13 protein-coding genes are annotated in these 25,580 nt (G+C 68.1%); 5 read left to right on the forward strand and 8 right to left on the reverse strand.

All coding sequences use genetic code 11. The annotated features are described in order from the left end of the window. The first annotated feature begins 16 nt into the window (after positions 1 to 16). From QH195_RS10715 to QH195_RS10730, 4 genes are read left to right on the forward strand one after another with little or no spacing between them, the layout of a single operon-like run. The gene (locus tag QH195_RS10715) at positions 17 to 346 is read left to right on the forward strand and encodes an MBL fold metallo-hydrolase (protein ID WP_280435231.1); all 330 of its coding nucleotides are present in this window, start codon (positions 17 to 19) and stop codon (positions 344 to 346) included. Beyond that, positions 313 to 828 carry a hypothetical protein gene (locus QH195_RS10720; RefSeq protein WP_280435232.1) on the forward strand — a complete coding sequence of 172 codons (516 nt, stop codon included), beginning with the start codon at positions 313 to 315 and terminating at the stop codon, positions 826 to 828. Before QH195_RS10715 ends, QH195_RS10720 begins: the two co-directional genes overlap by 34 nt. After that, positions 828 to 1,997, forward strand: coding sequence for a zinc-dependent alcohol dehydrogenase (locus tag QH195_RS10725; RefSeq protein ID WP_280425168.1), 1,170 nt, complete (start codon positions 828 to 830; stop codon positions 1,995 to 1,997). The genes QH195_RS10720 and QH195_RS10725 overlap by 1 nt, the downstream gene beginning before the upstream one ends. Further along, positions 1,994 to 2,485 carry a DUF1360 domain-containing protein gene (locus QH195_RS10730; RefSeq protein WP_280435233.1) on the forward strand — a complete coding sequence of 164 codons (492 nt, stop codon included), beginning with the start codon at positions 1,994 to 1,996 and terminating at the stop codon, positions 2,483 to 2,485. The genes QH195_RS10725 and QH195_RS10730 overlap by 4 nt, the downstream gene beginning before the upstream one ends. A gap of 50 nt (positions 2,486 to 2,535) precedes the next feature. Here the strand turns inward: QH195_RS10730 and QH195_RS10735 are convergent, their stop codons facing one another. From QH195_RS10735 to QH195_RS10745, 3 genes are all read right to left on the reverse strand, one after another. After that, positions 2,536 to 2,976, reverse strand: a complete 441-nt coding sequence (locus QH195_RS10735) for a DUF6098 family protein (RefSeq protein ID WP_280425170.1) — start codon at positions 2,974 to 2,976, stop codon at positions 2,536 to 2,538. A gap of 141 nt (positions 2,977 to 3,117) precedes the next feature. After that, entirely contained in the window at positions 3,118 to 4,059 is a 942-nt protein-coding gene (locus tag QH195_RS10740) for an arginase family protein (RefSeq protein ID WP_280435234.1), read from the reverse strand. A 60-nt stretch (positions 4,060 to 4,119) separates the two neighbouring features. After that, positions 4,120 to 5,415 (reverse strand): cation:proton antiporter, encoded by a 1,296-nt coding sequence (locus QH195_RS10745; protein WP_280435235.1) that lies wholly within the window; start codon positions 5,413 to 5,415, stop codon positions 4,120 to 4,122. Between the two features lie 379 nt (positions 5,416 to 5,794). On the opposite strand from QH195_RS10745, the gene QH195_RS10750 reads away from it, so the two are divergent. Beyond that, entirely contained in the window at positions 5,795 to 6,508 is a 714-nt protein-coding gene (locus tag QH195_RS10750; RefSeq protein ID WP_280435236.1) for a class I SAM-dependent methyltransferase, read from the forward strand. 50 nt (positions 6,509 to 6,558) lie between these two features. Here the strand turns inward: QH195_RS10750 and QH195_RS10755 are convergent, their stop codons facing one another. Genes QH195_RS10755 through QH195_RS10775 form a run of 5 tightly spaced genes read right to left on the reverse strand, consistent with a single transcriptional unit; the run spans position 6,559 to position 25,496 of the window. Next, on the reverse strand, positions 6,559 to 7,851 hold the full coding sequence (locus QH195_RS10755; protein ID WP_280435237.1) for a cytochrome P450: 1,293 nt from the start codon (positions 7,849 to 7,851) through the stop codon (positions 6,559 to 6,561). Beyond that, positions 7,848 to 9,011 carry a Gfo/Idh/MocA family oxidoreductase gene (locus QH195_RS10760; protein WP_280435238.1) on the reverse strand — a complete coding sequence of 388 codons (1,164 nt, stop codon included), beginning with the start codon at positions 9,009 to 9,011 and terminating at the stop codon, positions 7,848 to 7,850. The genes QH195_RS10755 and QH195_RS10760 overlap by 4 nt, the downstream gene beginning before the upstream one ends. After that, positions 9,008 to 10,144, reverse strand: coding sequence for a saccharopine dehydrogenase NADP-binding domain-containing protein (locus QH195_RS10765; protein WP_280435239.1), 1,137 nt, complete (start codon positions 10,142 to 10,144; stop codon positions 9,008 to 9,010). The genes QH195_RS10760 and QH195_RS10765 overlap by 4 nt, the downstream gene beginning before the upstream one ends. Then, entirely contained in the window at positions 10,141 to 15,645 is a 5,505-nt protein-coding gene (locus tag QH195_RS10770; protein WP_280435240.1) for a non-ribosomal peptide synthetase, read from the reverse strand. The genes QH195_RS10765 and QH195_RS10770 overlap by 4 nt, the downstream gene beginning before the upstream one ends. Then, complete coding sequence (locus tag QH195_RS10775) at positions 15,642 to 25,496, reverse strand: amino acid adenylation domain-containing protein (protein ID WP_432278832.1); 9,855 nt, start codon at positions 25,494 to 25,496, stop codon at positions 15,642 to 15,644. Before QH195_RS10775 ends, QH195_RS10770 begins: the two co-directional genes overlap by 4 nt. Positions 25,497 to 25,580 lie beyond the last annotated feature (84 nt).

Raw genomic sequence — 25,580 nt, forward strand, 5'->3', positions numbered from 1 at the left:
GGGGTAGGACGGCGCCATGCTGGTTCGAAACCTCGCCGGCGGGCCATACGACCTCGGACGCACCCCGGCCGACGTCGGCGCCGTGGTGCTCACCAGTGCGCATTTCGACCACGTCGGTTCCGACCGGCATGTGCACCGGACGTGGGACGTGCCCGACTACACCCACGAAGGCGGTCGATCTCCGGCTGTCCACCCGTACCCGCTACAAGCGGGAACGCAACCCGCTGTCGATCCGATACGCATGCCGCGCCGCACCGCTGAGGCGCTCAGACCGCAGGGTCACCGGTCGATCACTCGAAAGGAGCAGGCGAGGTGCATTATCTCGACAAGGCGAAACAAGAGCTGACAACACTCGTCGGCAGAGCCGCGGGGTCGGTGAGCCGTGGCAGCAGCAGCCAAACCCTGACGATGCAATGTTCACGCGCAGCTGCGGAACAGTTGTGGCGTACCCCTGAGGACCTGTCTCAGGTCTTCCGTGGAACGGCCGAGGTCCGCTCGACCGCCGCCGACCGCTACGCGTGGACAGTCGAGCGACCGGGCGAAGCGCCCCTCAGCTGGGAAAGCACACTCGTCACGACAGACAGCGGCCTGCGATTCGTCGATGCGAGCGATACCGACCTCGTGCAGATCGAGCTCGAGTTCGCGGCCGCGCCACACGAATCGGGCACCGAGGTCCGGATATCCGGCCGAGCGCCGCTACCGGAGCAGCTCACCGGCGCGGCGCTGTTCACGGTTCTCTATCGAGCGCGTGCGTTGTTGCAAACAGGCGAAGTCCCCACGCTCGAGCGCAACCCGAGCGCTCGCCACCGATCTGCCGAGGAGAAGTGATGCGCGCGCTGTGCTGGAACGGTGTCGACGACCTCGCGATCGAATCCGTACCCGACCCGGTGTTGGTGAATCCGCACGATGTGATCGTGCAGGTGGGTTTGACGACCACGTGCGGTTCGGACCTGCACTTCATCGACGGATATCTGCCGGGCATGCGGGCGGGCGACGTCTTCGGGCACGAGTTCATGGGTGAGGTCGTCGAGGCCGGCCGGGAGGTCACCGCGACGAAGGTGGGTGCCCGAGTGGTCGTGCCCTCGTTCATCGGCTGCGGATCCTGCCGGTATTGCGAACGCGACCTGTATTCGGTGTGCGACACGACCAACCCCAACGCCGCCCTGCAACAGCCCGTCCTCGGATATCCGACCGGCGGTATCTACGGCTACACCCACCCCTTCGGGGGATATCAGGGATCGCACGCACAGTACATCCGCGTGCCGTTCGGCGATGTCAACTGCTTCACCGTCCCCGACGGCGTCACCGATGAACAGGCCCTGTTCTGCTCCGATGCCGTACCCACCGGTCTCATGGGCGCCGACTTCTGCGATATCGCCCCCGGCGACACAGTCGCGGTATGGGGCAGCGGCGGGGTGGGTTTGATGGCCGCGCATTCCGCCCGGCTGCTCGGCGCGGACCGCGTCGTCGTCATCGATCGGTTTCCCGAGCGACTCGCCCTGGCACAGGAGCGGTTCGACGCGGTCACGATCGACTACACACAGACCGACAGCGTCCAGGAGACACTGCGGGAGCTCACCGGCGGCCGCGGCCCGGACGCGTGTATCGACGCGGTCGGGATGGAGGCACACGGCACCGGCCTGCAACAGGCCTACGACCGTGTCAAACAATTACTGCGTCTGGAAACCGACCGCGCCACACCGCTGCGCGAGGCAATTCTTGCCTGCGGTAAGGGCGGCGTGGTCTCTGTACTGGGCATCTACGGGCTCACCGACAAATTTCCGATGGGTGTGCTCACCAACAAGAGCCTCACGATCCGCACCGCCCAGCAACACGGACAGCGATACATGCCGCGGATGTTCGACTACATCCAGCAGGGCGACCTCGACCCGTCCTACCTGATCACCCATGACATGCCGCTGGAGGACGCTGTGCGAGGCTACGAGCTGTTCAAGACAAAAGAACAAGGATGTATCCGGGCGGTTTTCCGGCCGTGAGCGCCTCTCCTTCGCTGGGCGGCCGGGCCCTGATGATCGCCGGCTACGCGATGGTTGTCGCGGCGGTAACGCTGCTGGGCGGTCTCACCGGCCGGCGACTCCCCCACGGTATGAGTGCCGGCGACCTGGTCCGCACGGCTTTCGCGGCACACAAACTGTCCCGCCTGGTGACCAAGGGCGCCGTCACCGCGCCGGTGCGGGCCCCGTTCACGAGTCCGAGCGGTGACGGCGGACCGGGCGAGGTGATGGAGCAGCCGAAACGCGGAAACGGTGCGGTGGGTAGCATCGGAGAGCTTCTCAGCTGCCCGTTCTGCTTCGACGTCTGGATCATCACCGCGTTGACCATCGGCCAGGTCTTCGCTCCCCGGGCGACCCGCACCGTGATCGACGGGGCAGCAGCCCTGGCCGGCGCGGACTTCCTGCATCTGGTCTACGCCAGTGCCCAGCAGATCGCCGAAGGCGAACTGCCGATGGCCTCCCACTCTTGATTCCCGCGACCCATGATGCAGCGGGTGTTGTCGGCAGGTGAGCCCGACCGTCAGCGGCGGGAATCCTGCCCCACATGGAAACGCTCGTTGTAGATGCGCAGCGCTTCCTCGACCACGCCCATAGAGACCGGCGCGAGCGCAATAGGGTCGGCGATCAACGGCTCATGGTCAGGACCGAAGCCGGCGACCCGACCGGTCAACAGCCACGGGAAACGGTCCCGCTCCTCACCGAGTTCGGCATATTTGCACAATCTGCGCGCGATCCAATCACGCGCCGGGCGCGGCCACCAGGGCTCCGGGGTCACGACGGTGACAGATAGCCCCGGCAGATCCACATCGGCCTCGAAATCGTGACTGGGACCTTCCGCATCACGTGCCGGTCCGTGTGAATACCGCAGGTAGATCACCTCGTCACGATCCGCGACCAACGCACACAGTTCATCGAAATGCCCAATGCTCTGCTCCAGCTCCCAGAGATCGTCCGCCGCCATAGCCCGACGATAACCAGCGGTCGACCGAGACCCTCCACGGTGCCTCGCCCGAGCCGCTGAGCAGGCCAATGACCCCCGCAGCCGATATCGCCGCTGTGCAGATGATGATGGAGGTGGCCCGCGGACTGCCCGACAGGGATATCAGTGGCGAAGCGCGCACAGCATCGCGGTCGCGAGCTCGACGACGTACCGTGCGCCCGAGCCGTCGGGATCCTGGTCGGGATCGTAGATCGCGATGCTCGCGCCCACGCAGCCCGGTTCGGCGACGGCCGAGGTCACGAGTTCGGTGAGCTGTGTGCGCGAGAGCCCGCCCGGTTCGTCGGGGAAGCCCGCGATCCCTTGCGCCGGGAACTCCGCGGGGTCGAGGACATCAACGTCGATGTGCAGCCACCACCCCGGGGTCGATTTCCGCACATGCGCGACGGCCGCTCGGCTCGACGCCGAGGGAGCGGCGGCCGTCTCGGCAGCGTTGCGCTTCCACACCCCGAGATCGGCGAGAGTCCCGATGTTCAGCTCCCGCCGCCACTCGTCGTCGCGCTGTCCGAGCAGCGCGAGCAATTCACGGCCCAGCGCGGGAAGGCCGGTGGTCACGGGCCCGTTCAAACCGCGCGCGGTCAGACCGACCAGCATCCCGATCTCGGAGTTCGCCACCTCCCCGTCTTCCGAGGCGTCCAGCGGCGTGGTGTCTTCGTGTCCGTCGACATGGAGGAGGCCGACGGTCCCGAGCACGTCGCGGGCACCGCGGACCGCGCCGACGAGCGCGGAGCAGTCACCTCCGACCACGAGTGGAAACCGCCTGTCCCGGAGCGCGGCGGATACCGCCGAAGCCAGCCGGCCTTGGATGTCGACGACGGCGACTTCGTTGAGGAGGCCGTTGGGTCCACGTTCGGCGGACTGCTCGGCCGGTGTGAGGTCTCCGAGGTCGTCGAGCGGGAGCGGGGAATCGATATCGGCGAGGCCGGCGCGCCGCAGCGCCGCTGCGGCGACGGTCTGGTTGCCCTTGCGGGCGTACCCGTCGAACGCGACTCCTATGAGTGCTACGCGGCGAGGCGGGTCGATCCGGGTGGCGGAGGGAGCGGTCATCGCAGCCTTCCGAGCGTTCGTCGGCGTCCGGTGTCGTGGCAGAACCAAGTGTAGAACCGATCAGCGTCCGGGCCGCACCTCGGGCGGAAGGATCCGAGGTTGCACCTCGGGCAGCACGCGAGACCGCGGATGCGCCAGCGGCATGAGCACCCCGGTCATTGCCGTTGTCACCAGCGCCATAACCACCATCACTGAATACAGCGCGGTATCGAGGAGACCCAGTCGAAGTCCTACGGACAGCGCGATGAGCTCGGTGAGCCCCCTGGTGTTGAGCAGGATCGCGAGAGTAGCCGAAGACCGCACGCGGATACCGCTCATACGGGCACCGGCGTAGGTGCCGAGACCCTTGCCGCCGATGGCAACCAACAGCACGAGGGCCAGTTCGCCCAGTACGGAGCCATCGATCTCGGAAAGGTCTACGGCCAACCCCGCGACAGCAAAGAACACCGGCAGCAGCAGCGAAGCAGCGCGTCGAACCCACGGCAGCGCCCATTCGTGCACGCTGTCCCAGTTTCGGCGCGGCACAGCCACACCGAAGAGAAAGGCCCCGAAGACCAGGTGCAGCCCCATCCACTCGGTGGCCCCGGCGGACAAGGCCAACCCGGCCGCGACCACAGCCAGTACACCGGCACCCCACCGCGGCGTGATCGTGGACCGGCCTCGATTCCAGCGCTCCCCCAGCCGAGTCAGTGCAGGTCGCACCACCATGATGAGCAGCGCGGCGAACGGCACTACGAAAAGAATCTGCCACAGCGCGACCGCCCCGCCGGCCATCGCGGCTACGACTGCGAGCAGTGTCCACGCCAGAACGTCACCCACTGCCGCACAAGCCAGTGCGAGCGCACCGATCCGGGTTTCCATCAGCCCGCGGTCGCCCAGGATGCGGGCCAGCACGGGAAATGCAGTGACCGACATCGCGGTTCCCATGAACAGCGCGAAGGTCAGGCGATGCTCACCGGGGTGGTTGTCGACCAGATACAGCGCCAGCGCGGCCCCCAGCACAAAAGGCGCCGCCATGGAACCCAGGGCAACCCGGGCCACCGCTTTCCCCTGCCCCCGCAACAACTTCTCGTTCAATTCCGCGCCGACGAGAAACATGAAAAGCACAACGCCCGCGTCCGCGAGGATCCGCAGGGAAGGGCGCACCTCGGCCGGGAACAGCAGCCGAGTCAGCTCACCACCGAACAACGTCGGGCCGAGCAGAATTCCTGCACAGATCTCACCGACCACGGCCGGTTGGCCGGCCCGCTCGGCGAGCCACCCGGCAAGTCGAGCCACCGCGAGGATCAGCGCGAACACCACCAGCAGACGCAACAGCACATCCGGAGTCACCGAGCCCACCCGTTCACCGGGCAAACCGTTGCACCGACGCCGTTGTGCTGTCGGCCCACTCCGTCACCGCGACAATTCCGTCGATCACGACCCGAGGCGATATGACCTGTGCTGGACCCACACGGCCGGGCGAACCCTCTCGAAAGCCGGAGCTCTACCGAAGGTCCGGCTGCCGACGCGCGCCGAACCGCGCCCTCCACCATCATATTGAAAATGATAATGCTTTCCAATAGACGGTTGTCGAGTGGTACCGATCCCCGGCGAGCCCCCCTGCGACCACAGCCCTGAATCACCGGAACGGCGACATCGCAAACCCTTTCACCGACATCGAATCACCCGCATAATGATAATCTTTTTCATTAAGCAGTCGCGTGGCTGCGGTCCCGAAGCAGGAGAGATGTGCATGGACGACTTCTACTCGCCGGTCGCCGAGTTCTACGACCTGGTCCCCCGCGCTCACGCCGAAGGCGAAGCCGCCCTGCGGAAGATACTGGCCGAGGTCGATCCGAGCGCGGGTTCGGTGGTCGATATCGGGGCGGGCACCGGGCGTACCTGCCGCATCGTCGCCGAGGTGCTGCCGACGGCGAAAATCCTTGCCTGCGAACCCGCACCCGCAATGCGGGCGGTCCTGACCCACGATGTCGTCGCCGACGACGACCTGCGACGGCGCGTCACCATCGTGGCCGAACCGGCGGAATCGGTCGTCCTGCCCGACTCGATCTCGGCATTGATCGTCTTCGGAGTTCTCGGGCATATCGGAGCCGAACAGCGCCGCGCACTGTGGGATCGAGTACTCCCCCGGCTCGCACCCGGAGCGCCGGTACTGGTGGAACTGCTGCCCGTCACCCGCCCTACGACGTTGCCCAGAATGGAACTGGCCCGGGAGCAGATCGGCGACCTCGTCTACGAAGGGTCACTCGAGGCCGAACCGGCCGGCGGTGACCTGATCCGAATGACCTCCACGTGGCAGATCAGCGGCGATGCGGCGCCTACCCGGGTGGTCCGGAATGTCAGCGAATGGCATACGTTCGGCATCGAGGATCTGGCTGCGGAGACCGGGCTGGCCGGGGAACAGCTCACCGCACAGGCCGGGGTCCTGCGCGCTCCACGCAGCTGAGCCGGGTGGATGTACCCGCAGTCCTGCCGCGGGTACATCCGCCCCGTACGTCAGCGTTTCTCGTCGATTCGCACCGTGATGCCACCGCTCGGGTGCATCCCGATCAAGCCCACGGGCCGCGCATCGGTCGTGATCAGTTCACCGTCGACTCCGCGCGCAATGGCGACGAACGCGGCTTTGATCGCCATGGTGGCGAAGTTGGCACCGATACAGCGATGCGGGCCTACCCCGAACGGCAGGAACTCGTGCGGCGCCGGGCGGTGATAATGCTCGGAACCGGGGTCCCAGCGGAGCGGGTCGAACCGTTCCGGTTCCCGCCATACCGAGTCCAGCCGATGAGTGTGAAACGGACTGAAGAGCAACAGATCCCCGGGGACGAATACCTGCCCGGCCAGGGTGAATTCCTCCGCAACCCGCCGGGAAATGACCGCCGTGGCGGGGTAGAGCCGCATGGTCTCGGATACGAGGTGGTCCACTCCGGGTGGCCCGGGCCCGGTCACGGGGCGATCGGCGACAGCGGCGGCGATCGCCGTCCAGAGCGGACGATCGCGCAGCGTGCAGAACAGCATCCACGACAGCTGCGCCGCCGTGGTTTCGGCTCCGGCCTCGAGCAGGCTGACCAATTGGTCGGTGATCTCGTCGCCGGTGAGCCGGTCGTCGTCGACCCCGCGCAGCAACACACCGAGGACGTCGTCACCCGATTCCTCCTGTTCGCCGCGCCGCTCGATCTCGGCGATCACCCAGCGGTGGACCGAGGAACGGGCCAGCAGGGCCCGGCGCCAGACGGGTGACCCCGAACCGCGCTCGATACTGCCGCCGACCACATCGGTGTCGATGGCGCGGTGGATATCCTGCAGCCAATCGACCAAGCCTTCGGACCTTTCCACGGCGGCGCTGCCGAAAAGGCTCTCCAGGGTGGCCAGTCGCATGGCCCGGCGTAGCGCGGGGTACACGTCGATGACCGTGCCCGGTACCCATTCCGCCATGGCATTCTCGATATGCCGGGTCACCGTATCGAGATGCTCGGAGACCCGGCGCGCGGTGAATGCCGGGGTGACCAGCCGGCGCAGCCGCCGGTGCCGGTCACCGTCGTTGACCAGTAGCGCGGACCGACCGGTCAGCGGGGCCAGCCCGGCGAATGCCGCTTCCCAGCTGAAGAGGTGACTGCTCGCGAGGATGAATGCACTGGCTTCGGTGCCGAGAGCGAGCCGGAAGCGCATCGGTCCGGCGCCGAGTGTGGAGATTGCTCCGTTCTCTCGGTACAGCCGCTGCATCGTGGTGTACGGGTCGGCCGAGAACGCCTGCAGGTCGGCCAGTTCACGTGGCGAATCGGTGGTGGTCATCGGGCATCACCGGTCCGCGGCGGACCCGCAGCGAGCAGTTCCGGCAGCGGCACCGGCGTGGGGGTGTCCGGCCGGATCAGCTCCGGCTGCCCGAGAACCGTCGTGAGTCGTTGCCATAGGGCAGTTACGGTCATCGCCCATTGGCCGGCGCCGGGAGACCGGCGCGGATCCGCGATATCGGCGCGCAACCGGCCGAGAGCTACCCGGATACCGCCCGGCCAGAGTTCATCGAAAACCGCCTGGAACGTCGGCCCGGCCGCCGGGCCGATGATCCGAGTGCTCGGCACATCCAACCGTTCGGTGCCGGGTCCGGACATGACAAGGCGTCCGGTCGCGTCGCGATCGGTGTGCAGCCGCGGGCTCCACAGCACCGGACCGTGGGTATCGGCCAGGGACAGCACGCCGCCTTCGAACGCGATCGCGACCCGGTGCAACAGGAGTGCGTGATTGTCCGGGTCGGCGGGGTGGATCTGGTTCTGCACCCGCAACGACACCGGAACACCCCCGATCACCGCGGCCAGCTGGGTGTAGGGCATCGGCGGATCGGCCAGTGCGGCCACCTCCGGGGCGACGGGTGCGGGGTCGCCGATCGCCCACGGCCGGAGCCGGCCGACGGCCCGGCCGATGATATCGAGCAGCGAATACACCACCTGACCACCGGCCGCGGCATCCACATGCAACGGCCGCTGCCGCTCACGCAGGATCTCGGCGGCCCGCAGAAACTGCTCGACCGGCTCCAGATACGGATAGAAGGAGTTCAGCCGGTAGCAGACGCCGTTCTCCCGGGCGGTCCGCAGGCAGTCGGTGAGCTCATCGGGGTGCAGCAGATGCTCCTGCAATACATGGATACCGCGGCTCATCAGGCTCTGCGCCAGTTTCGCGCCGTCACCGCCGGCGGCGCCGGCCCGCACCGCGACACAGGCGATATCGATATCGCCGGGCACCTGTTCGACACCCAGGTAATGCGGTACCCCATAGGATTCCGCGTACGCCAGCGACGCAGCGCTACCGCGCGAGACGATACCCGCGAGCTCGACCTCCGGGTCTTCGCGCACCGCGTGCAGATACACCCGGCCGAAGGACGTACCGCATACGACCACTTTCGGTGGTCCGGGCTGCGCGCCGCTGCGCCCGCTCGATACTTGCGGCGATTCGTTCACAGGCTACCGATCTCCATGGGTTCATCGTGGGCGTGCTGATGGGTCCGGAATACGGGCAATGCCCCGAGGGCGGCCACGGCATCGAGTAGTCCGCGGGGGTCGAGGACCTCGTCGGCGTAGTGCAGACCCGCCGCGATCTTCCCGGCCAGCACCGCCTCGACCGCGTATGCGGCCGTGGCGGCGGTGAGTTCGAAACTGCTCGGCGTGCGCAACACCGCGGTGTCGGTACGGCCCGGCCGGTGCACCGTGAACGCCATCAGATAGAAGGGGGCGAGACCGGCCAGATCGAGCCCGGCCGCCGCGCCGATCTCGGCGGCGACGGCGGCCAGCGTGGCCGGGTCGCTTCCCACGCGGCCGCGGAGCCGGGTCAGCGTGAGCCGCAGCGCACTGCCCACGAACACGTTGTACCAGTGGAGATCGTCGAGTCCGGTCGTCCGGGCGAGCCGTTCGGCATCGGCGGTCAGGAACGGCATCGTGGTCACCCGGCCGGGGAACCCGGCGACCTCCACATCCTCGCGTACCGGCAGCGCATTGCGCCGGCGGCAGCCACCCGACCACGCGGCAAGCGTTTCGCCGTACCAGTGGCCGGCGGCCGCGCCGTCGGAACTGTCCAGCGACAGGGCGAGATCGCCCGCGGAGGCCGCCGCGAACGGCTCGATACCGCCCGCGTAGACGACCAGCCGAGCGCCGGTGAGATCGTCGGCCAGCAGCCGGGGGACGATATTGGCCAGGCCGGGCAACATACCGGCGGACAACACCGCGGTCCGCTCGCCGGTCACCAGCGGCGACCCGTCCAGCAGCCGATAGGCCGGCCCGTCCCCGGAAACATCGACATAGTCGCTCCCGGCCGTCAACGCGGCCCGCGCCACCCGGTCCACCAACAGATACGACGGGCCCGCGCAGTTGAGGACCAGCCGCGCTCCCGCGCAGAACCGGGCAAGCGATGCCGGATCGTCGGCGTCCACGCGCCGTACCTCGGCCCCGGGCGGTACGGGCCCGGACGCGACCCCGCCGATAGTGCGCGCGCCGAGCCGCACTTCGCCGATACCGAGCCGGGTGAGCATCCGCACCGCCGCCCGCCCGACCACTCCGGTGGCGCCGAGCACGGCCACCGGGCCCGTCGCAGCGGTCACGGTCGCGGCTCGCTGCCGGTCTCGGGAAGTGGTGCGAGGATCCGGGCCGCCACGTCGGCGGCATGGGTCGCGGACATACTGGTGAGGTGGTCGCCGGGGATTTCCGCGATGACCAGTGCACCGAGTGCGATCCGCGACCAGAAGCGGTCCACCTCCGCCCGCGTACCCATCAGCGTCGCGGTACCGCTGTTGCTCAGCACCCGCACCGGACCGAAGTAGGGCTCGGCGTGGTGCGCGCCCATGGCCCGCAGGTTGTGCGCAAAAATATCGAACTGCGTGCGGAATTCCGCCGCCGGAAGTTCCTTCGACCGGTACGGTCCGGTTCCCGAGGTGGCCGCGGTGCGCAGTGCGGTGAGGCGATCGGTGCGCGGTACGGAGGCCAGCTCCCGGAATTTCGCCGCCAGCGGCGCCGAGTCGCCGTTCAGCGCGGTGAGTGCCCCGGCGGGAACTCGGTCCGGGGTGCTATCCAGGATTGTGCGCAGTGCGGTATCGATCGCCGCGGTGTGGGCGGGGAATCCGACCGTGGCCGGGTCGACGCCGATGGATTGGGCGAAAACGTATTCGGTCAGCAGCTCGTCGTGCACCGCGGGCGGTTGATAGGAGCCGATCACGGTGAGCTCGTCCACCGTCGCTCCCGACTCGGTCAGCGTGCGCGCGATCTCGGCGGCGAGCAGACCGCCGACCGAGTATCCGATGATCCGGAACCGGTTGTCGTGTTCGAGCAGTTCGGTCGCGTAATCGGCAGCCTGCCGAGCGATCACGGTGTCCGCCGGAAGATTCAGGTATTTCGCCGGATCGGTGACTTCGAGCCCGAGCAGGGCGCCGGGATGCGCTGCCCGCAGATGCGGAAGCAGCGCATCGTACGGCGACAGTGTGCCGGTGCCACCGTGGACGAGCACCCAGGTGCCGGCGTCGTGGCCGGGCCGGCCGCCCAGGGACCGCACCGCGCTCTGCGCGGGCGCCGTCTCGGCGGGTGCCTGCGCACTGTGGCGGCGGGCGGCGAGGGCGGCGACGGTGGGATTGCGCAGCACATCGCGCAGCAGTTCCTGCCATTCGATATCGGCGACCTCGGGGACCCGGTCCCGCAGTTTCCCGACCATCTGCGACAGCAACAGCGAATCGCCGCCCAGGGTATAGAAATTCTGGTCGCGACCGACCTTCGGAACGCCGAGCATCTCCTGCCACAGTTGCGCGATCCGTTCCTCGATCTCGTCCGCGGGCGCGACGAACTCGGAATCGGCGCCGGCGGCCGGAGCCGCGGCGGCGCGCGCGGCCAGTGCCGCCCGGTCAAGTTTGCCGTTGGCCGAACGCGGTAGCGCATCCAGCAGATTCAGCTCGTCCGGCACCATATGATCGGGCAGCAGCGCCGCGACATGCTCGGTGAGCTGCTGTTCGGTCACGGTGCTGCGCTCACCTTTGAACCGGGCGACGAATACGCCCTGCCCGGAGGCCGCCAGCGGTGCGTCCTCGGCGGGCAGCACCCGGATATGGTCGGCACCGGCGGTGTCGAGCTGGCGCAACCATTGATCGCGGGTGAAGAATGCCTGGCCGGTGCCCGCGCGGACGTCGGTGAATGCGGTGAGTTCGCTGAAGAATTCGAACTCCATCGACACCAGCAGGGCATAGTTGTGCTGGCGGGTGGGTTCGAGGAATATCAGCCAGCCGCCCGGCGCGAGCACGCCGCGCAGTCGCGCCAGCACTTCGCCGGCGTTCACCGAATTGTGCAGCACATTCGCGCACAGGATGACATCGGCCGAGTTGGGCCGCAGGCCCTGGCCGGACGCGTCGGTGTTGATATCGAAGCGTCCGTAGCGCACCCACGGATAGTCCGCGAACTTCGTGCGGGCCTCGCCGAGGAAATACTCCGAGATATCGGTGAACAGGTAGTCCGGTTCGAACTCGGCCAGCGCGGGAATCAGATCGGTACTGGTACCGGCGATACCCGCACCGACCTCCAGCATCCGCAGCGTATGCGGTGACTGCCGGGCGATCTCGCGCACAGTGTCGATCACGATGCGATGGGAACTGCGTGCCACCAGGTTCGTGCGGTAGACAGCGTGCGCCGCACCGGGCTTGCCTGCGGGGAACAGCAATTCGCGCACATCGAGCGCGCCGCGCAGCAGATCGTCCAGCCGGCTGCTGCAGGCACGGATATAGGACAGGGTCTCGCTGCCGTAACCGACGATCTCTTCCAGCTCGTCGATACGCTTCCACGCCGCCTCCACCGCATGCGGGCCCGCGGCGATCAGATCGTGGTAGCGGCCGGTGCCCGGATCGTGCACCACCGCACCCCCGTCCGCGAGGGCGGTCAGCCAGCGCTTCAGCAGGCCGTGCTGTCGCTCGGAAACACCGGTGGCCGCGGCGATCTCGGTGAGGTCGTGCGAACGCTCACGATCATCGAACAGGCCGCATCCGCGCAGCTGGGCGGCGATGGACAGCATGGCCATCTCGTCGACTGCCTGCATCAGCGCGACGAATGCATCCCCGTCGACCTCCCGCTGCGCGGCGGCAGCGGCATTCTCGGCGGTGGCCAGCACCTCGGCGGCGGGCGCACCGGGCACCTGCGCGCCGGAGGCGTCGGTCGCGATCTCGGCGTAACCGAGCAGCCGAGCGCCCGGGCTCTGGCCATCGACCAGCACCGCGGCATCCGCCACCGCGGGATGGCGCCGCAGCGCGGACTCGACCTCGCCCAGCTCGACCCGGTGGCCGCGGATCTTTACCTGGGTGTCTTCGCGGCCGAGGAATTCGAGCCGGCCGTCCGGGTGGAAGCGGCCGAGGTCGCCGGTGCGGTACAGGCGAGCACCGGTGCGCGGATGCCGGATGAACCGCCGCGCGGTCAGCTCGTCGTCACCCAGGTAGCCCTCGGCCAATCCGAGACCACCGAGGTAGATCTCACCGGTGACGAGATCGGGACATTCCTGCAGTGCACCGTCGAGCACCTGCACGGTCTGATTGCGCAGCGGGATGCCGTAGGGAATGCTGCGCCACTGCGGGTCGATATCGCCCACCGGGTGGTGGATGGACCAGATGGCGGCCTCGGTGGCGCCCCCCAAACCGATCACGCTCAGGTCCGGGTGGTTCACGCGCAACCGGTCGGGCAGATCCAAGGGGATCCAGTCACCGGACAGCAGCACCAGCCGCAACGATTCGGCGCGGGCCCCGGGAGTGGATTCCAGGACGTCCAGCAGCATCTGGAGCTGTCCCGGCACGCTGTTCCACAGGGTTACCGAATGCTGTTGCACGAGTTCGAGCCAGTGCGACGGGTCGGCCGCACGGTCCTGGTCGGGCAGCACCACGGCACCGCCGGCCGCGAGCACGCCGAAGATATCCCAGACCGACAGGTCGAATGCCAGGCTCGCGACACCGAGTACCCGGTCGCCTGAGGTCAGCGCGAATCGCTCGTCGATATCGTCGATCGTGTTGGCCGCGGCCCGGTGGGTGACGACCACGCCCTTCGGTTCGCCGGTGGAGCCGGAGGTGTAGATGACATAGGCCGGAGCGCCGGGATCACCGGCGACGTCGGGCAGGGTGTCGCTATCCGGAGTCAGGTCGACGGCCACCGGTCGCGCGGCTGCGGGGATTTCGCCGGAGTCACGCAGCCACGATTGGGTGAGCACCACCTCGGCCCCGGCGCGGTCGATGATCCGTTCCCGGCGCGCCATCGGCTGGGTTACCGCGATCGGCACGTAGGCGGCACCGAGCACCGACGTCGCGAGCACGGCCACGACCTGTTCGGGCCCCGTCTCCATCAGGACGGCCACCCGGTCACCGGGCTGTACACCGGCTTCGCGGAGGGCGGCAGCGGCCCCGGCGACGCGGCGGCGCAGCTCCGCGAAGCCGAGCACGGTGTCCCGGTGGATCACCGCGGGCGCTGCCGGATCCGTCTCGGCCCGCGCCAGAATCCGCTGATGCAGCACACGTGGCGCTACATCGGCGGCGGTGTCGTTGTAGTTGTCGCGATGCCGACGCTGCGTGAACGGGAGGGCGACCGGATGCTGCTCCGTCCACGCCTCGGGTGTTTCGGCCAATCGGGTGACAAGGTCCACGAACGCCGCGAATGCCTCGGCGGCGGTATCGCCGGCCAGGACGTCGCGGCGGATATCCCAGGCGATCATCAGACCGTTGTCGTAGGAGGTGACCTGGCAGTCGAGCCACACCTGTGGAGTGCGGGTGATGCCGCGCAGAATCCGGCCCCGATTCTCCCGAGCGTCGCGATCGCCACTGCCGAGCGTGCTGGTGAACACCACGGGCATGAGTACCGGATTGCCCGCGCGGCGGGTGAGCTCGCTGAGTACCTCGACACCGTCGAAGAGCCGGTGATCGAGGTCGGTGAACAACTGGGCAGCGATGCCGCGGGCCCGATCGGCGAAGGTGTCCTGCGCGTCGAGGTCGATGCCGAGCAGGTTCACCGAGGTGAAATCGCCGAGCACCGCGCCGATCTCGGCATGTGCCGGGAGCCGGTTGAACACCGGCAGGTTCAGGGTGAATTGCCGCTTCCGGCTCCAGCGCCCGATGACCTCGGCGTAGGCGGCGAGGACCGCGCCGGAGGGTGTCAGGTCGTGCGGGGTCGCGTGGCGGGCCAATCCGTCCAGAACAGAGCCCGGCAGCCAGTGGTGCAGCCGGAAGAAACCGGGAGCGGTGTTCGATCCGGTACCGTCGCCGGCCACCTGGGTGGGCAGCTCGGGCGCGGCGGGCAAGCTGTCGATCCGTGTCTGCCAGTATTCGCGATCCCGCTGGTAGCGCGGTCCGTTCCGGAGCTGCTGCACACCCAGGAGGTAGTCGCGGAAACCGATTCCCGGTGCGGGCCGCGGCACCGCGTCGTTCCCGGCTTCGTGGACGAGTTCGTCGAGTTCGGACAGCAGCAGTTGCAGACTCGCGGCATCCACGACCAGCAATTCGACCAGCAGGTGCAGAACGCACCCGGTGTCGGTGCGGGTCAGGCGCAGGGCGAACAACGGCCAGGTATCCGGCGCGCCGGCCGGGCCCAGCAGGTCATCGCGTTGCCGGTCGAGTACGGCATCGACCTGTGCGGAGTGTTGGCCCCGGACGTCGGTCACCGGGATCTCGTAGTGCGGTACGGTCGCCGCGATCTGCTGGTAGCCGTCGCTGTGCACGGTCGCCCGCAGCATGTCGTGGCGCCGCACGAGCGCGTTCCATGCCGCCTCCACGCTGCCGGGCTCGACGCCGCCGTAGGAGATTTCCAGATAGCTCGCACAGGCGACACCACCGAAGGCATAGGTGGGGTCGCGACCGATCAGGTAGGCCTGTTGTACCGGGGTCAGCGGGAACGGCTCGTGCGCGGCGGCCGTATCGGCGGATACGCTGATGACAGTCTGGTCGCGTGCGAGGTATTCCAGGACCGCCGGTTTGTTCGCCACCAGTTTCTCCCGGTCCGCGGCGGTCAGCACGCCCTGGGGAGCGCGGAACCGCAACTGTTCACCGTCGGCCCACAGGTGAACTCCTCGCTGTCGTAGATCGGTTATCAGGTCGGGGACGTTCACAAAGCACCTTCTTCGAGGTCGATACCGGTGTGCGGTTGGTTGTCGCCGAGTCCGGCGATGGTCGGGGTGGTGAAGAATTCGCGCAGGGTCACGGAGATGCCGAGCTCCCGGCCGAGGCGACTCACCAGCCGGGTCGCCGACAGCGAATCACCACCCGCGCCGAAGAAACTCGTATGCCGGCCGGTCGGCTCGGTACCGAGCGTCTCCGCCCAGATCCGTGCTATCCGGGTCTCCAGTCCAGGACGGATCGGCTCGCGTGGCTCGGACACGTCCGGGCCGGCCGCTGTTTCGGCTCGCCGCGCCAAGGCGGCGTGGTCGACTTTCCCGTTGGCGGTCAGCGGCGGGTCGAGAAGCGGGAGGAGTTCGGGTATCCAGGCCGGAGGTAGACGATCGGCGAGGAAGCCCGGGAGGTCCTCGGGGAGCCGCGCCGGGTCGGCGCGCTCCGCCGCCGGTGCCTCCGGTTCGACGAAGGCGACCAGCCGCGCCTGGGCTCTTTGCCCGACCGCGAGCGCGATTGCCCGCCGGACCTGCGGGTGAGCGGTGACGGCCTGCTCGATCTCACCGAGCTCGACGCGATGCCCGCGGATCTTGACCTGGCGATCGGCGCGGCCCAGGAACTCGAGAACACCATCCGGCCGGTACCGCCCCAGGTCTCCGGTCCGGTACCAGCGAATCCCGTCCTCGTCGAAAAACGAAGCCGCAGTGAGGTCGGGGCGACCCCGATAACCGCGGGCGACTCCGGCGCCACCGATCAACAACTCCCCGGGCACCCAATCCGGACGATCCCGACGGTTCTCGTCGACCACCCGGAACTGTTGATTACGCAATGGACGACCGTACGGAATCGATATCCACTCCGGGTCCACGGTGTCGACTTCGAAGAAGTTCGACCAGATAGCCGCTTCCGTGGCACCACCCAGGGCGACGAAACGACAGTTCGCGGACAGATACCGGAGGCGGCCCGGCAAATCCAGGCCCACCCAGTCCCCGGAGACCAGCACCAGCCGCAGCGACGGGACCGGACCGGGTCCGGACTCGGCCACCGTGAGCAGCATGTCCAACATCGCCGGCACCGTGTTCCACACCGTCACACGGTGTTCGTGCACAAGTGCCAACCACCGGGCCGGGTCGCGCCGGTCCGCATCGGCGACGATCACCGCGCTGCCACCGGCCCCCAGCACACCGAACAGGTCGAACACCGACAGATCGAAATCGACCGCCGCCACCGCCAGTACCCGGTCGTCCGGACCGAGCCGATAGCGATCGGCCACGTCGGCGAGGGTGTTCACCGCCTGTCCGTGCTCGATCTCCACTCCTTTCGGAACACCCGTGGAGCCGGAGGTGAAGATGACATAGGCGAGGTCGGTACCGCTGCCCCGGTATACCGGCGCAGGGTCGTGGTTCTGCGCATCCGCGAGAGCAACCACCACCGGCGCGGCGCCGTTTTCGCCGGTGCCGTTCAGGTGGGTGTGCTCAGCGGTGCCGGCCGGTCCGCCCGTACGGCTGCGATTCGCAACCATGGTGAATCGGGAGGTGTCATCGGTGAGTACGGCCGAAACGCTCGCCTGTTCCAGGATCGCGGTCCGGCGGCGAACCGGCTGGTCCACAGCGACCGGCACATAGGCGGCCCCCGCGGCCAGCACCCCGTACAGCGCCGCCACCTGCTCAGCGCCGCGAGGCGCGCATACCGCCACGGCAGCACCGGGACGGACACCGTGCGCGGCCAGCAATGCCGCGATCCGGCGGCTGCGCTCGGCGAGCTCACCGAACGACACCGTGATGTCGCCGGCGACGAGTGCGATGCGGCCGGGATCGACTGCCGCGATATCGAACATTCCCGTGTGCAACAACCGGGCCGGCTCGGGCGCGTTTGCGCCTTCGCCGAGGTGTGCACCGGAATCCATCTCGTCCAGCGGACGCGGCCAAGCGGTGTCGTTGACGGCGTCACGCGTGGCTCGCTGCCGGACCGGAAACACGGGCAGCGCCGTGTCGAGGGGCTGGTCCCAATCCACCTCGGCCAGCCGGTTCAGCAGCCGGTGATAAGTGGCCAGCATGTCGTCGATCAGCCCGTCGGGGAACAGCTCGTCCACCGAATCCCAGCTGAGCAGCAACCCGTCAGGAAGTTCGATGACCTGGTGGTCGAGCCAGACCTGGGGAGTCTGTGTCCGTGTGTAATCCGGCCAGCGCACCGACCGGGCCAGTTCATCGTCGACACCCAGCATCGAGGTGAACACCACCGGCACCGGTTCGGCGGGTACCGCACTGTCCCGGGCGAGTTCGCGCAGTACACGCACGGCCGAGACCTGCTGATGGTCCAGGTCACTCCACAACTGCTCCTGCAATCGCCGCACCCGCCCCGACCAGGACTCGTTCTCCCCAGGACGATCCGCCACCAGCAGCAGCGAACTGAAATCACCGACGACCCGCATGATGTCGGGATGCACGTCACGGCGGTCGAAACGGGTCAACGTCACCGTCAGGTCACGCTGCGCACTCCACCCCCCCAACACCCACGTATAACAAGCCAAAAGCACCACGCTAGGTGTCACACCCACACCACGAGCCCGCGCAACGATCCGGCTCCAAACCTCCGCATCCAGCCGAACTTCACGGCGGACGAAGCAAGGCCGCCGCACCGCCGCCGGTAACACCCGCAGCGGCAACTGCGGACCCGGCGGCAACTCCGGCAACCGTGACCGCCAATACGACAACGCCGCCCGCACCTCGTCCTCCGACGGCGTGCAATCGCGCACGTAGTCACGGAATTCGATGGCCAACGGCGCCAGCTCGAGCCCCGGGTCCGTGTACCACCGGGTCCATTCGGAGATGAGCACCAGGGCACTCAGGCCGTCGACGACCAGGCTGTCGAAGACCACACACAGCCGGGACTTCGTGCCGTCACGCAGGATCCGGATATCGAACAGCGGCCAGTGGGCGGCGTCCAGGGCCCCGCCGGCCATCTCTTCCCGCAATGCTGCGGCGGCGCCTTCGAAATCGCCGGCGGCATCGATGACCGGGATCCGGTACTCGGGAGCCTGTGGCAGGACCCGCTGTTCGCCGTCGGCGCCGACCACCGCACGCAACATCGCATGCCGCTCGATCACCCGGTTCCAGGAGTGCGCCAACCGGTCCGCGTCCAGGCCGGGCCAGTCGTATTCGAAATACAACTGTGCGCCGATACCACCCAGATCGAAGTCGCCCGACCGGCCCAGCCAGTACGCCACCTGGATATCGGTCAGACCGAAGGGGTCCAGTCGGTGCGCGGTATCGGCAGTCGACACCGGGGTGAGAGCGGCACTGCGCGACCGGTCGCCGGGTGCAGCAGTTGCGGTGTCGGTGCGGTGCTGGCCGAGTCCGGCGACGGTCGGGTCGGTGAAGAACTCGCGCAAGGTCACGCGGATGCCGATCTCCCGGGAAAGGCAGCTCACCAGACGGGTCGCCGACAGCGAATCACCGCCGGCAGCGAAGAAATTGGCATCCCGGCCGGGGAGTTCACCGCCGAGGATTTCTTGCCATATCCGCGCGATCCGGGTTTCGAGCCCGGGCCGGGCCGGCTCGCCCCGTTCGGCTCCGTCCCTACCGGCGGTGACCGCTTCGGCTCGCCGTACCAAAGCGGCGTGGTCGATCTTTCCGTTGCCGGTCAGTGGCGGGTCCGGCAATGCGATCAGTTCGGGCGCCCAGCCCGCCGGAACCCGATCGGCGAGGAAGCTCGCCATATCCGCAGGCAGTTCCGGTTCGACGAAGGCGACCAACCGCGTCCGGGCCCGTTCCCCCACTGCGAGCGCGATCGCCCGCCGGACCTGCGGGTGAGCGGTGACGGCCTGCTCGATCTCACCGAGTTCCACCCGATGCCCGCGGATCTTGACCTGGCGATCGGCGCGGCCCAGGAACTCGAGAACACCATCCGGCCGGTATCGGCCCAGATCCCCGGTTCGGTACCAGCGTGTCCCGTCGTCATCGAAGAACGCGGCCGCAGTGAGTTCGGGGCTGCCGCGGTAGCCCCGGGCGACTCCGGCGCCACCGATCAGCAACTCGCCCGGCACCCAGTCGGGCCGGTCCCGGTCGTTCTCGTCGACCACCCGGAACCGCTGGTTGCGCAAGGGCCGACCGTAGGGAATCGATGTCCATTCCGGGTCCACGGTGCCGACTTCGAAGTAGTTCGACCAGATCGCCGCTTCGGTCGCGCCACCCAGAGCCACCAGGCGGCAACGCTCGGACAGGGCGGCGAGACGGCCCGGCAGGTCCAGTCCGACCCAGTCCCCGGACACCAGCGCCCACCGCAGCGCCGACGACAGTCCCGGCCCGGATTCCGCTGCCATGAGCAGCATGTCCAGCATTGCCGGCACCGTGTTCCACACCGTCACTGTGTGCTTACGCACCAGCTCGAGCCACCGGTCCGGGTCCCGCCGGTCCTCGTCCGCGACGATCACCGCGCTACCGCCGGCTCCCAGCACACCGAACAGGTCGAACACCGACAGATCGAAATCGACCGCCGCCACCGCCAGCACCCGGTCATCCACGCTGAGCCCGAAGCGATCCCGGATATCGGCCAGCGTGTTCACCGCCTGCCCGTGCTCGATTTCGACGCCCTTCGGGACACCGGTCGAACCCGACGTGAAGATCACGTACGCGAGGTCTCCACTGCTTCCGCGATGAACCGGTGCGGGCTCGTGTTCCTGGGCGTCCGCGATCGACACCACCGGCGCCCCACCGGCGTTCGGTTCGGCCGTCGGGAAGCGGGCAGTGTCGTCGGTGAGTACCGCGGCGACTCCGGCCTGTTGCAGGATCGCGGTCCGCCGCTGCGGCGGCTGGTCTCTCGCGATCGGGACATAGGCGGCCCCCGCCGCCAGCACTCCGTACAGCGCCGCCACCTGCGCCGTACCCCGCGCCGCGCATACCGCGACCGTATCGCCGGGCCGGACACCGTGCGAAAGCAACAGCGCCGCGATCCGGCGGCTGCGCTCGGCGAGCTCACCGAACGACAGCGTCGTATCGCCGTCGACGAGCGCCGTCCGGCCGGGATCGGCGGCGGCGATATCGAACATCTCGGTATGCAGCAGGCTGTCCGGAGCATTCCGGCCTGCACTGTGCGCCTCTGCGGTGGTGAGGTCATCGAGCGCAGCCGGCCAGGCGGTGTCGTTCACGCGGTCGCGGATGGTCTGCTGGCCGGGTGGTAGTACCGGCAATGCCGTGTCGAGTGGCTGTTCCCAATCCACCTCGGCCAGCCGGTACAACAACCGGTGATAAGCGGCCAGCATGTCGTCGACGAGACCTTCGGGGAACAACTCGTCCACCGAATCCCAGCTGAGCAGCAACCCATCCGGCAGCTCGATCACCTGATGATCCAGCCACACCTGCGGAGTCTGCGTCCGCGTGTAATCCGGCCACCGCACCGACCGAGCCAGCTCATCATCGACACCCAGCATCGAAGTGAACACCACCGGCACCGGCTCCGCCGGCACCGCACTGTCACGAGCCAGCTCACGCAACACCCGCACCGCCGAAACCTGCTGATGGTCCAGGTCACTCCACAACTGCTCCTGCAACCGCCGCACCCGCCCCGACCAGGACTCGCTCCCCACAGGGCAATCCGCCACCAACAACAGCGAACTGAAATCCCCCACCACCCGCATGATGTCGGGATGCACATCACGACGATCGAAACGGGTCAACGTCACCGTCAACTCCCGCTGCGCACTCCAACCCCCCAACACCCACGTATAACAAGCCAAAAGCACCACACTCGGCGTCACACCCACACCACGAGCCCGGGAAACGATCCCGTGCCACGTCGCGGTATCGAGCCGGATCTCCCGGCGGACAAAGCGAGGCCGCTTGACCAGCGCCGGCAACACTCGCAACGGCAACTGCGGACCCGGCGGCAACTCCGGCAACCGTGACCGCCAATACGACAACGCCGCCCGCACCTCGACTTCGGAAGGCGTGCAATCGCGCACGTAATCACGGAAGTCCAGTCCCGGTTCGGGTATTGCGAGATCCGGCTCCGCGTACAGCCGCGTCCACTCGGACAGCAGCACCAACACGCTGAGGCCATCGGCGATCAGCGTGTCGAAGGCGGCGCAGACCCGGGTGTCCGGGCCGTCGCGCACGACCCGGATATCGAACAACGGCCAGCTGCCGGCATCGAGGAGGCTGCCGGACATTTCGTCTCGGACGCCTACCACGGATCTCTCGACCACGGGTATCCGGTACGGGGGGACCTCGTCGAGAACTCGCTGCGTCCCGTCCACCGCGATCACTGCGCGCAGCATCGGATGCCGGTCGATCACCCGATTCCAGGCGGACTCCAGCCGGCCCGGATCGACGCCGGGCCAGTCGTATTCGAGGTACAGCTGCGCCGGTACCCCGCCGAGATCGAAATCGCCCGATCGGCCCAGCCAATACGCGACCTGGATATCGGTGAGCGGGAACGGCTCGTACCGGTGCTCGGGGTCGGGGACGATCTCCGGAATCTCCGTGGCGGTACCGATGGTCAGGCTCGCCGCGAACTGGGCGAGGGTGGGTGTGGTGAAAAGACGCGCCAGATCGGCGCCCGCCACCCCCTCGGCAAGCAGCCGCCGGACCAGGCGGGTGGCCAGCAGACTGTCACCGCCGAGAGCGAAGAAGTCGTCGTCGCGCCGGATCTCCTCGATATCGAGGACCGCCGCCCAGGCATCGGCGACGGTCCGCTCCAGGCCCGCCCGGGGCGCGGCGGATTCGGTACCGCCGCGGCTACCTGCGGCAGCGGCGAGGCCGGTCTGTACGGCGGCACGGTCGATCTTGCCGTTGCGCGTGATGGGAAGGTCCGCGCTGCGGACGAACAGGCGGGGCACCATGTATGCGGGCAGCCGCTCGCCGAGCCAGGACCGGAGGTCGTCATCGGAAAGGTCGTCGAGCTCACCGACCAGGACAGCGCCGAGAGATCTGGTGGGGTGTTCGAGCACGGCGGCGGCAGCGGCGATGATCCGTGGATGCTCGGCCAGAACGGTTTCCACCTCGCCGAGTTCGATCCGGTGGCCGCGGATCTTGACCTGATGGTCGATGCGGCCGAGGAATTCGAGGGTCCCGTCGGGCCGGTAACGCACCAGGTCACCCGTCCGGTACCACCGGACCCCTCGGTACTCGACGAATTTTTCGGCGGTGCGCTCCGGGTCGCCCCGGTAGCCGTGTGCCAACCCCAGCCCCGTGACCCACAGTTCCCCGGCCGCCCAGTCGGGGCAGTCCCGGCCGTGCCGGTCGACCACCCGGCAGCCGGCGTGCGGTAGCGGAACCCCGTACGGCACGCTCGACCAGCCGGGGTCGACGGTGCCGACTTCGCAGACGGTGGCATGGATGGCGGCCTCTGTCATCCCGCCGAGGCCGGCGAACCGGCAGCCGGGAACCGAACGGCGCAACCGGTCCGGTAGGTCCACGGTGACCCGGTCACCACCCAGCATGACCACCCGCAATGCGCTACCCAGCCCGGAGTCGGCGGCAGCGATCAACAGCATGTCCAGCAGCGCCGGCACCGCACTGACGACGGTCACCTTCCACCGGCGGATCAGTTCGGCCCAGGCCGCGGCGTCACGACGCTGCGCCTCGTCGACCACGACCACCGAACCGCCGTACGCCAGGAATCCGAACAGGTCGTAGGCGGAGAGGTCGAAGTCCAACGCGGACAGCGCGATCGTGCGATCCCCCGCGCCGATCTCGAACCGGCCGTTCACCGCGTCGACGGTGGCCGCGACGGCCCGGTGCGGAACTTCGACCCCCTTGGGTTCACCGGTGGAGCCGGAGGTGAAGATGACATACATGACGTCTTCGGGGTCGACCTCGACAATCTCGGTCAGCGGGTCGGCAGCATGGACGTGCTCGGGAAGAACCGGTTCGATGTCGTCGGGCCCCCAACCGGCGCTCACGGTATCGCGGTCGGTGATGACCAGCCGTGCACCCGCCGTGCGATAGACCCGCCCGCGCCGCGCCGGCGGCAGATCGATCCCCGAAGGCACATAGGTTGCCCCGGCGGCGAGCACACCCAGTGCCGCGACGATCTGGTCGACCCCCTTGGGTAAGGTGATGGCCACGCTGTCGCCACGGCCGATCCCCTTGTCCCGCAACAGTCGTCCCATACGCCGGGCCCGTGCGGAGAGTTCGCCGTAGGAAATTGTGACGTCACCGGCGACCAGGGCGGTCCGGCCCGGATCTGCGGCGGCCCGGGCGAAGAAGCGCTCGTGCAGCGGTAGGGCGGGCGCGAGGGCGATCTCGCTGTACCGCCGGCCCGTGACCGGCCACGGTGCCGGACGATCCCATGCGCCGTCGTCGTCGAGCAACAGGTCGACAGACCCCACGTAGGCGTCGAACATGGTGTCCAGCAGTCCGGGCGGGAACAGAGATACGCGCGCATCCCAGTTGAGCAGGATGCCACTGTCGAATTCGGTCACCTGGGCGTCCAGCCAGACCTGCGGGCCCTGGGAAATCGTCCACACCGGATCGCCCAGACATTTCCGGACCGCGGGCGCGTACAGCTCCCCCAGGCTCAGCGCGCTGGTGTACACCACCGGCGCCAGGACCCGTTCTCCACCGCCGGCCCGGCTCAGGTCCCGCAGCACCTCGACGCCGGAGTACGCGGCGTATCCCAGGACCTCCCGCAGCCGATCGGCGACTATCCGTCCCCGGTCGGTCAGCGTCATCGGCGTGGACAGGTCCACGTCGAGGAGGACCGAACTGGAGAAGTCGCCGACGAGCAGATCCACCTCGTCGTGCAGCGGTTCCCGGTCGAAGGCGGGCAGGTTGAGCAGGAAGCGGTCGGTACCGCTCCAGGCGCCGATGGTTTCCGCGAAAACCGTCGCGAGCACGCCGGCCGTGGTCAGGCCGGCACGCTGAGCCCGCACACGCAACCGTGCCGCCCGCTCCGGGGACAGCCAGTAACTGCGCCGGTCGACCCGGGCCCGGCCATCGGTTTCCGCGGCGGTCAGCAGCGGAAGTTCGGGCGCCGCGGGCAGTTCCGGTAACTGCGACTGCCACCATTGCCGGGCCTGTTCCCGGGCGGTGGCACGGGCCCGGCGACGGTCGGCAAGGTACTGGCCGTAGTTGTATTCCAGCGCGCGCAGCGCCCCGGGACCGTGCTCGTACAGCGTGGACAGGTCGGCGAGGAGATTGCGCAGGCTCAGCGCGTCCCCGGCGATCATGTCAAGGTCCAGGTGTACCCGGGTGCGGCCACCGGGCAGCAACGAGAGCTGCAGGTCTACGACCTCACCCGCCCCGATGTCCATGCTCCGGTGCGAGCAGGCATCCCGGATCTGCGCCAAGCGCCGAAGGCGCTCCGATCCAGGGAGTTCCCGGAGGTCGTGCACGATCAGTCCGGGCCAGGAACCGCGGTCTGTCACGCGCTGCATACCCGCGGCGTCGATCGTCACCCGCAGCATCGGGTGCCGCGCGATCAGGTCACGCATCGCACGCTCCAGCCGATCCGGTTCGACGCCTTCGTGATCGAATTCGCTGTAGAAGTGGGCGGCGACATCCCCCAGGTCTTGTGTCCGGGTGCGCCCGACCCAGAAGGCGTGTTGCATCACCGCCAGCGGAAAGGGCTCCGAGTGGTCGACAGCGACCCGATTCCCGGTGGTGTCGTGCGATGCGGCAGCGCCGGTATCGCCGTCGTCCAGGAGTTTCCGCCACGCCCCGAGCGTGGGATTGCGTACGAGATCCCGGAACTCGACTCGCTGACCCGCTTTTCGCAGGAGTCCGGAGATGCGCATCACCGTCACCGAGTCGAGTCCCAGGCCGAGTAGGTCGGCGTCCTCGGCCAGATCATCCACCGGCACTCCGGTGAGGACGCTGACTTCCTGCCGTAGTCGGTCTACGCCCCAGGCCACCTCTTTCATCGTGCGTACGGGTGGCAAACGGAGCTCTTCCTGCATCACAGTCCCAACTAGCAAACGATAACCATTTTCAATAGT

This window comes from Nocardia carnea (genome assembly GCF_029868855.1).
Classification (GTDB): domain Bacteria; phylum Actinomycetota; class Actinomycetes; order Mycobacteriales; family Mycobacteriaceae; genus Nocardia; species Nocardia carnea_A.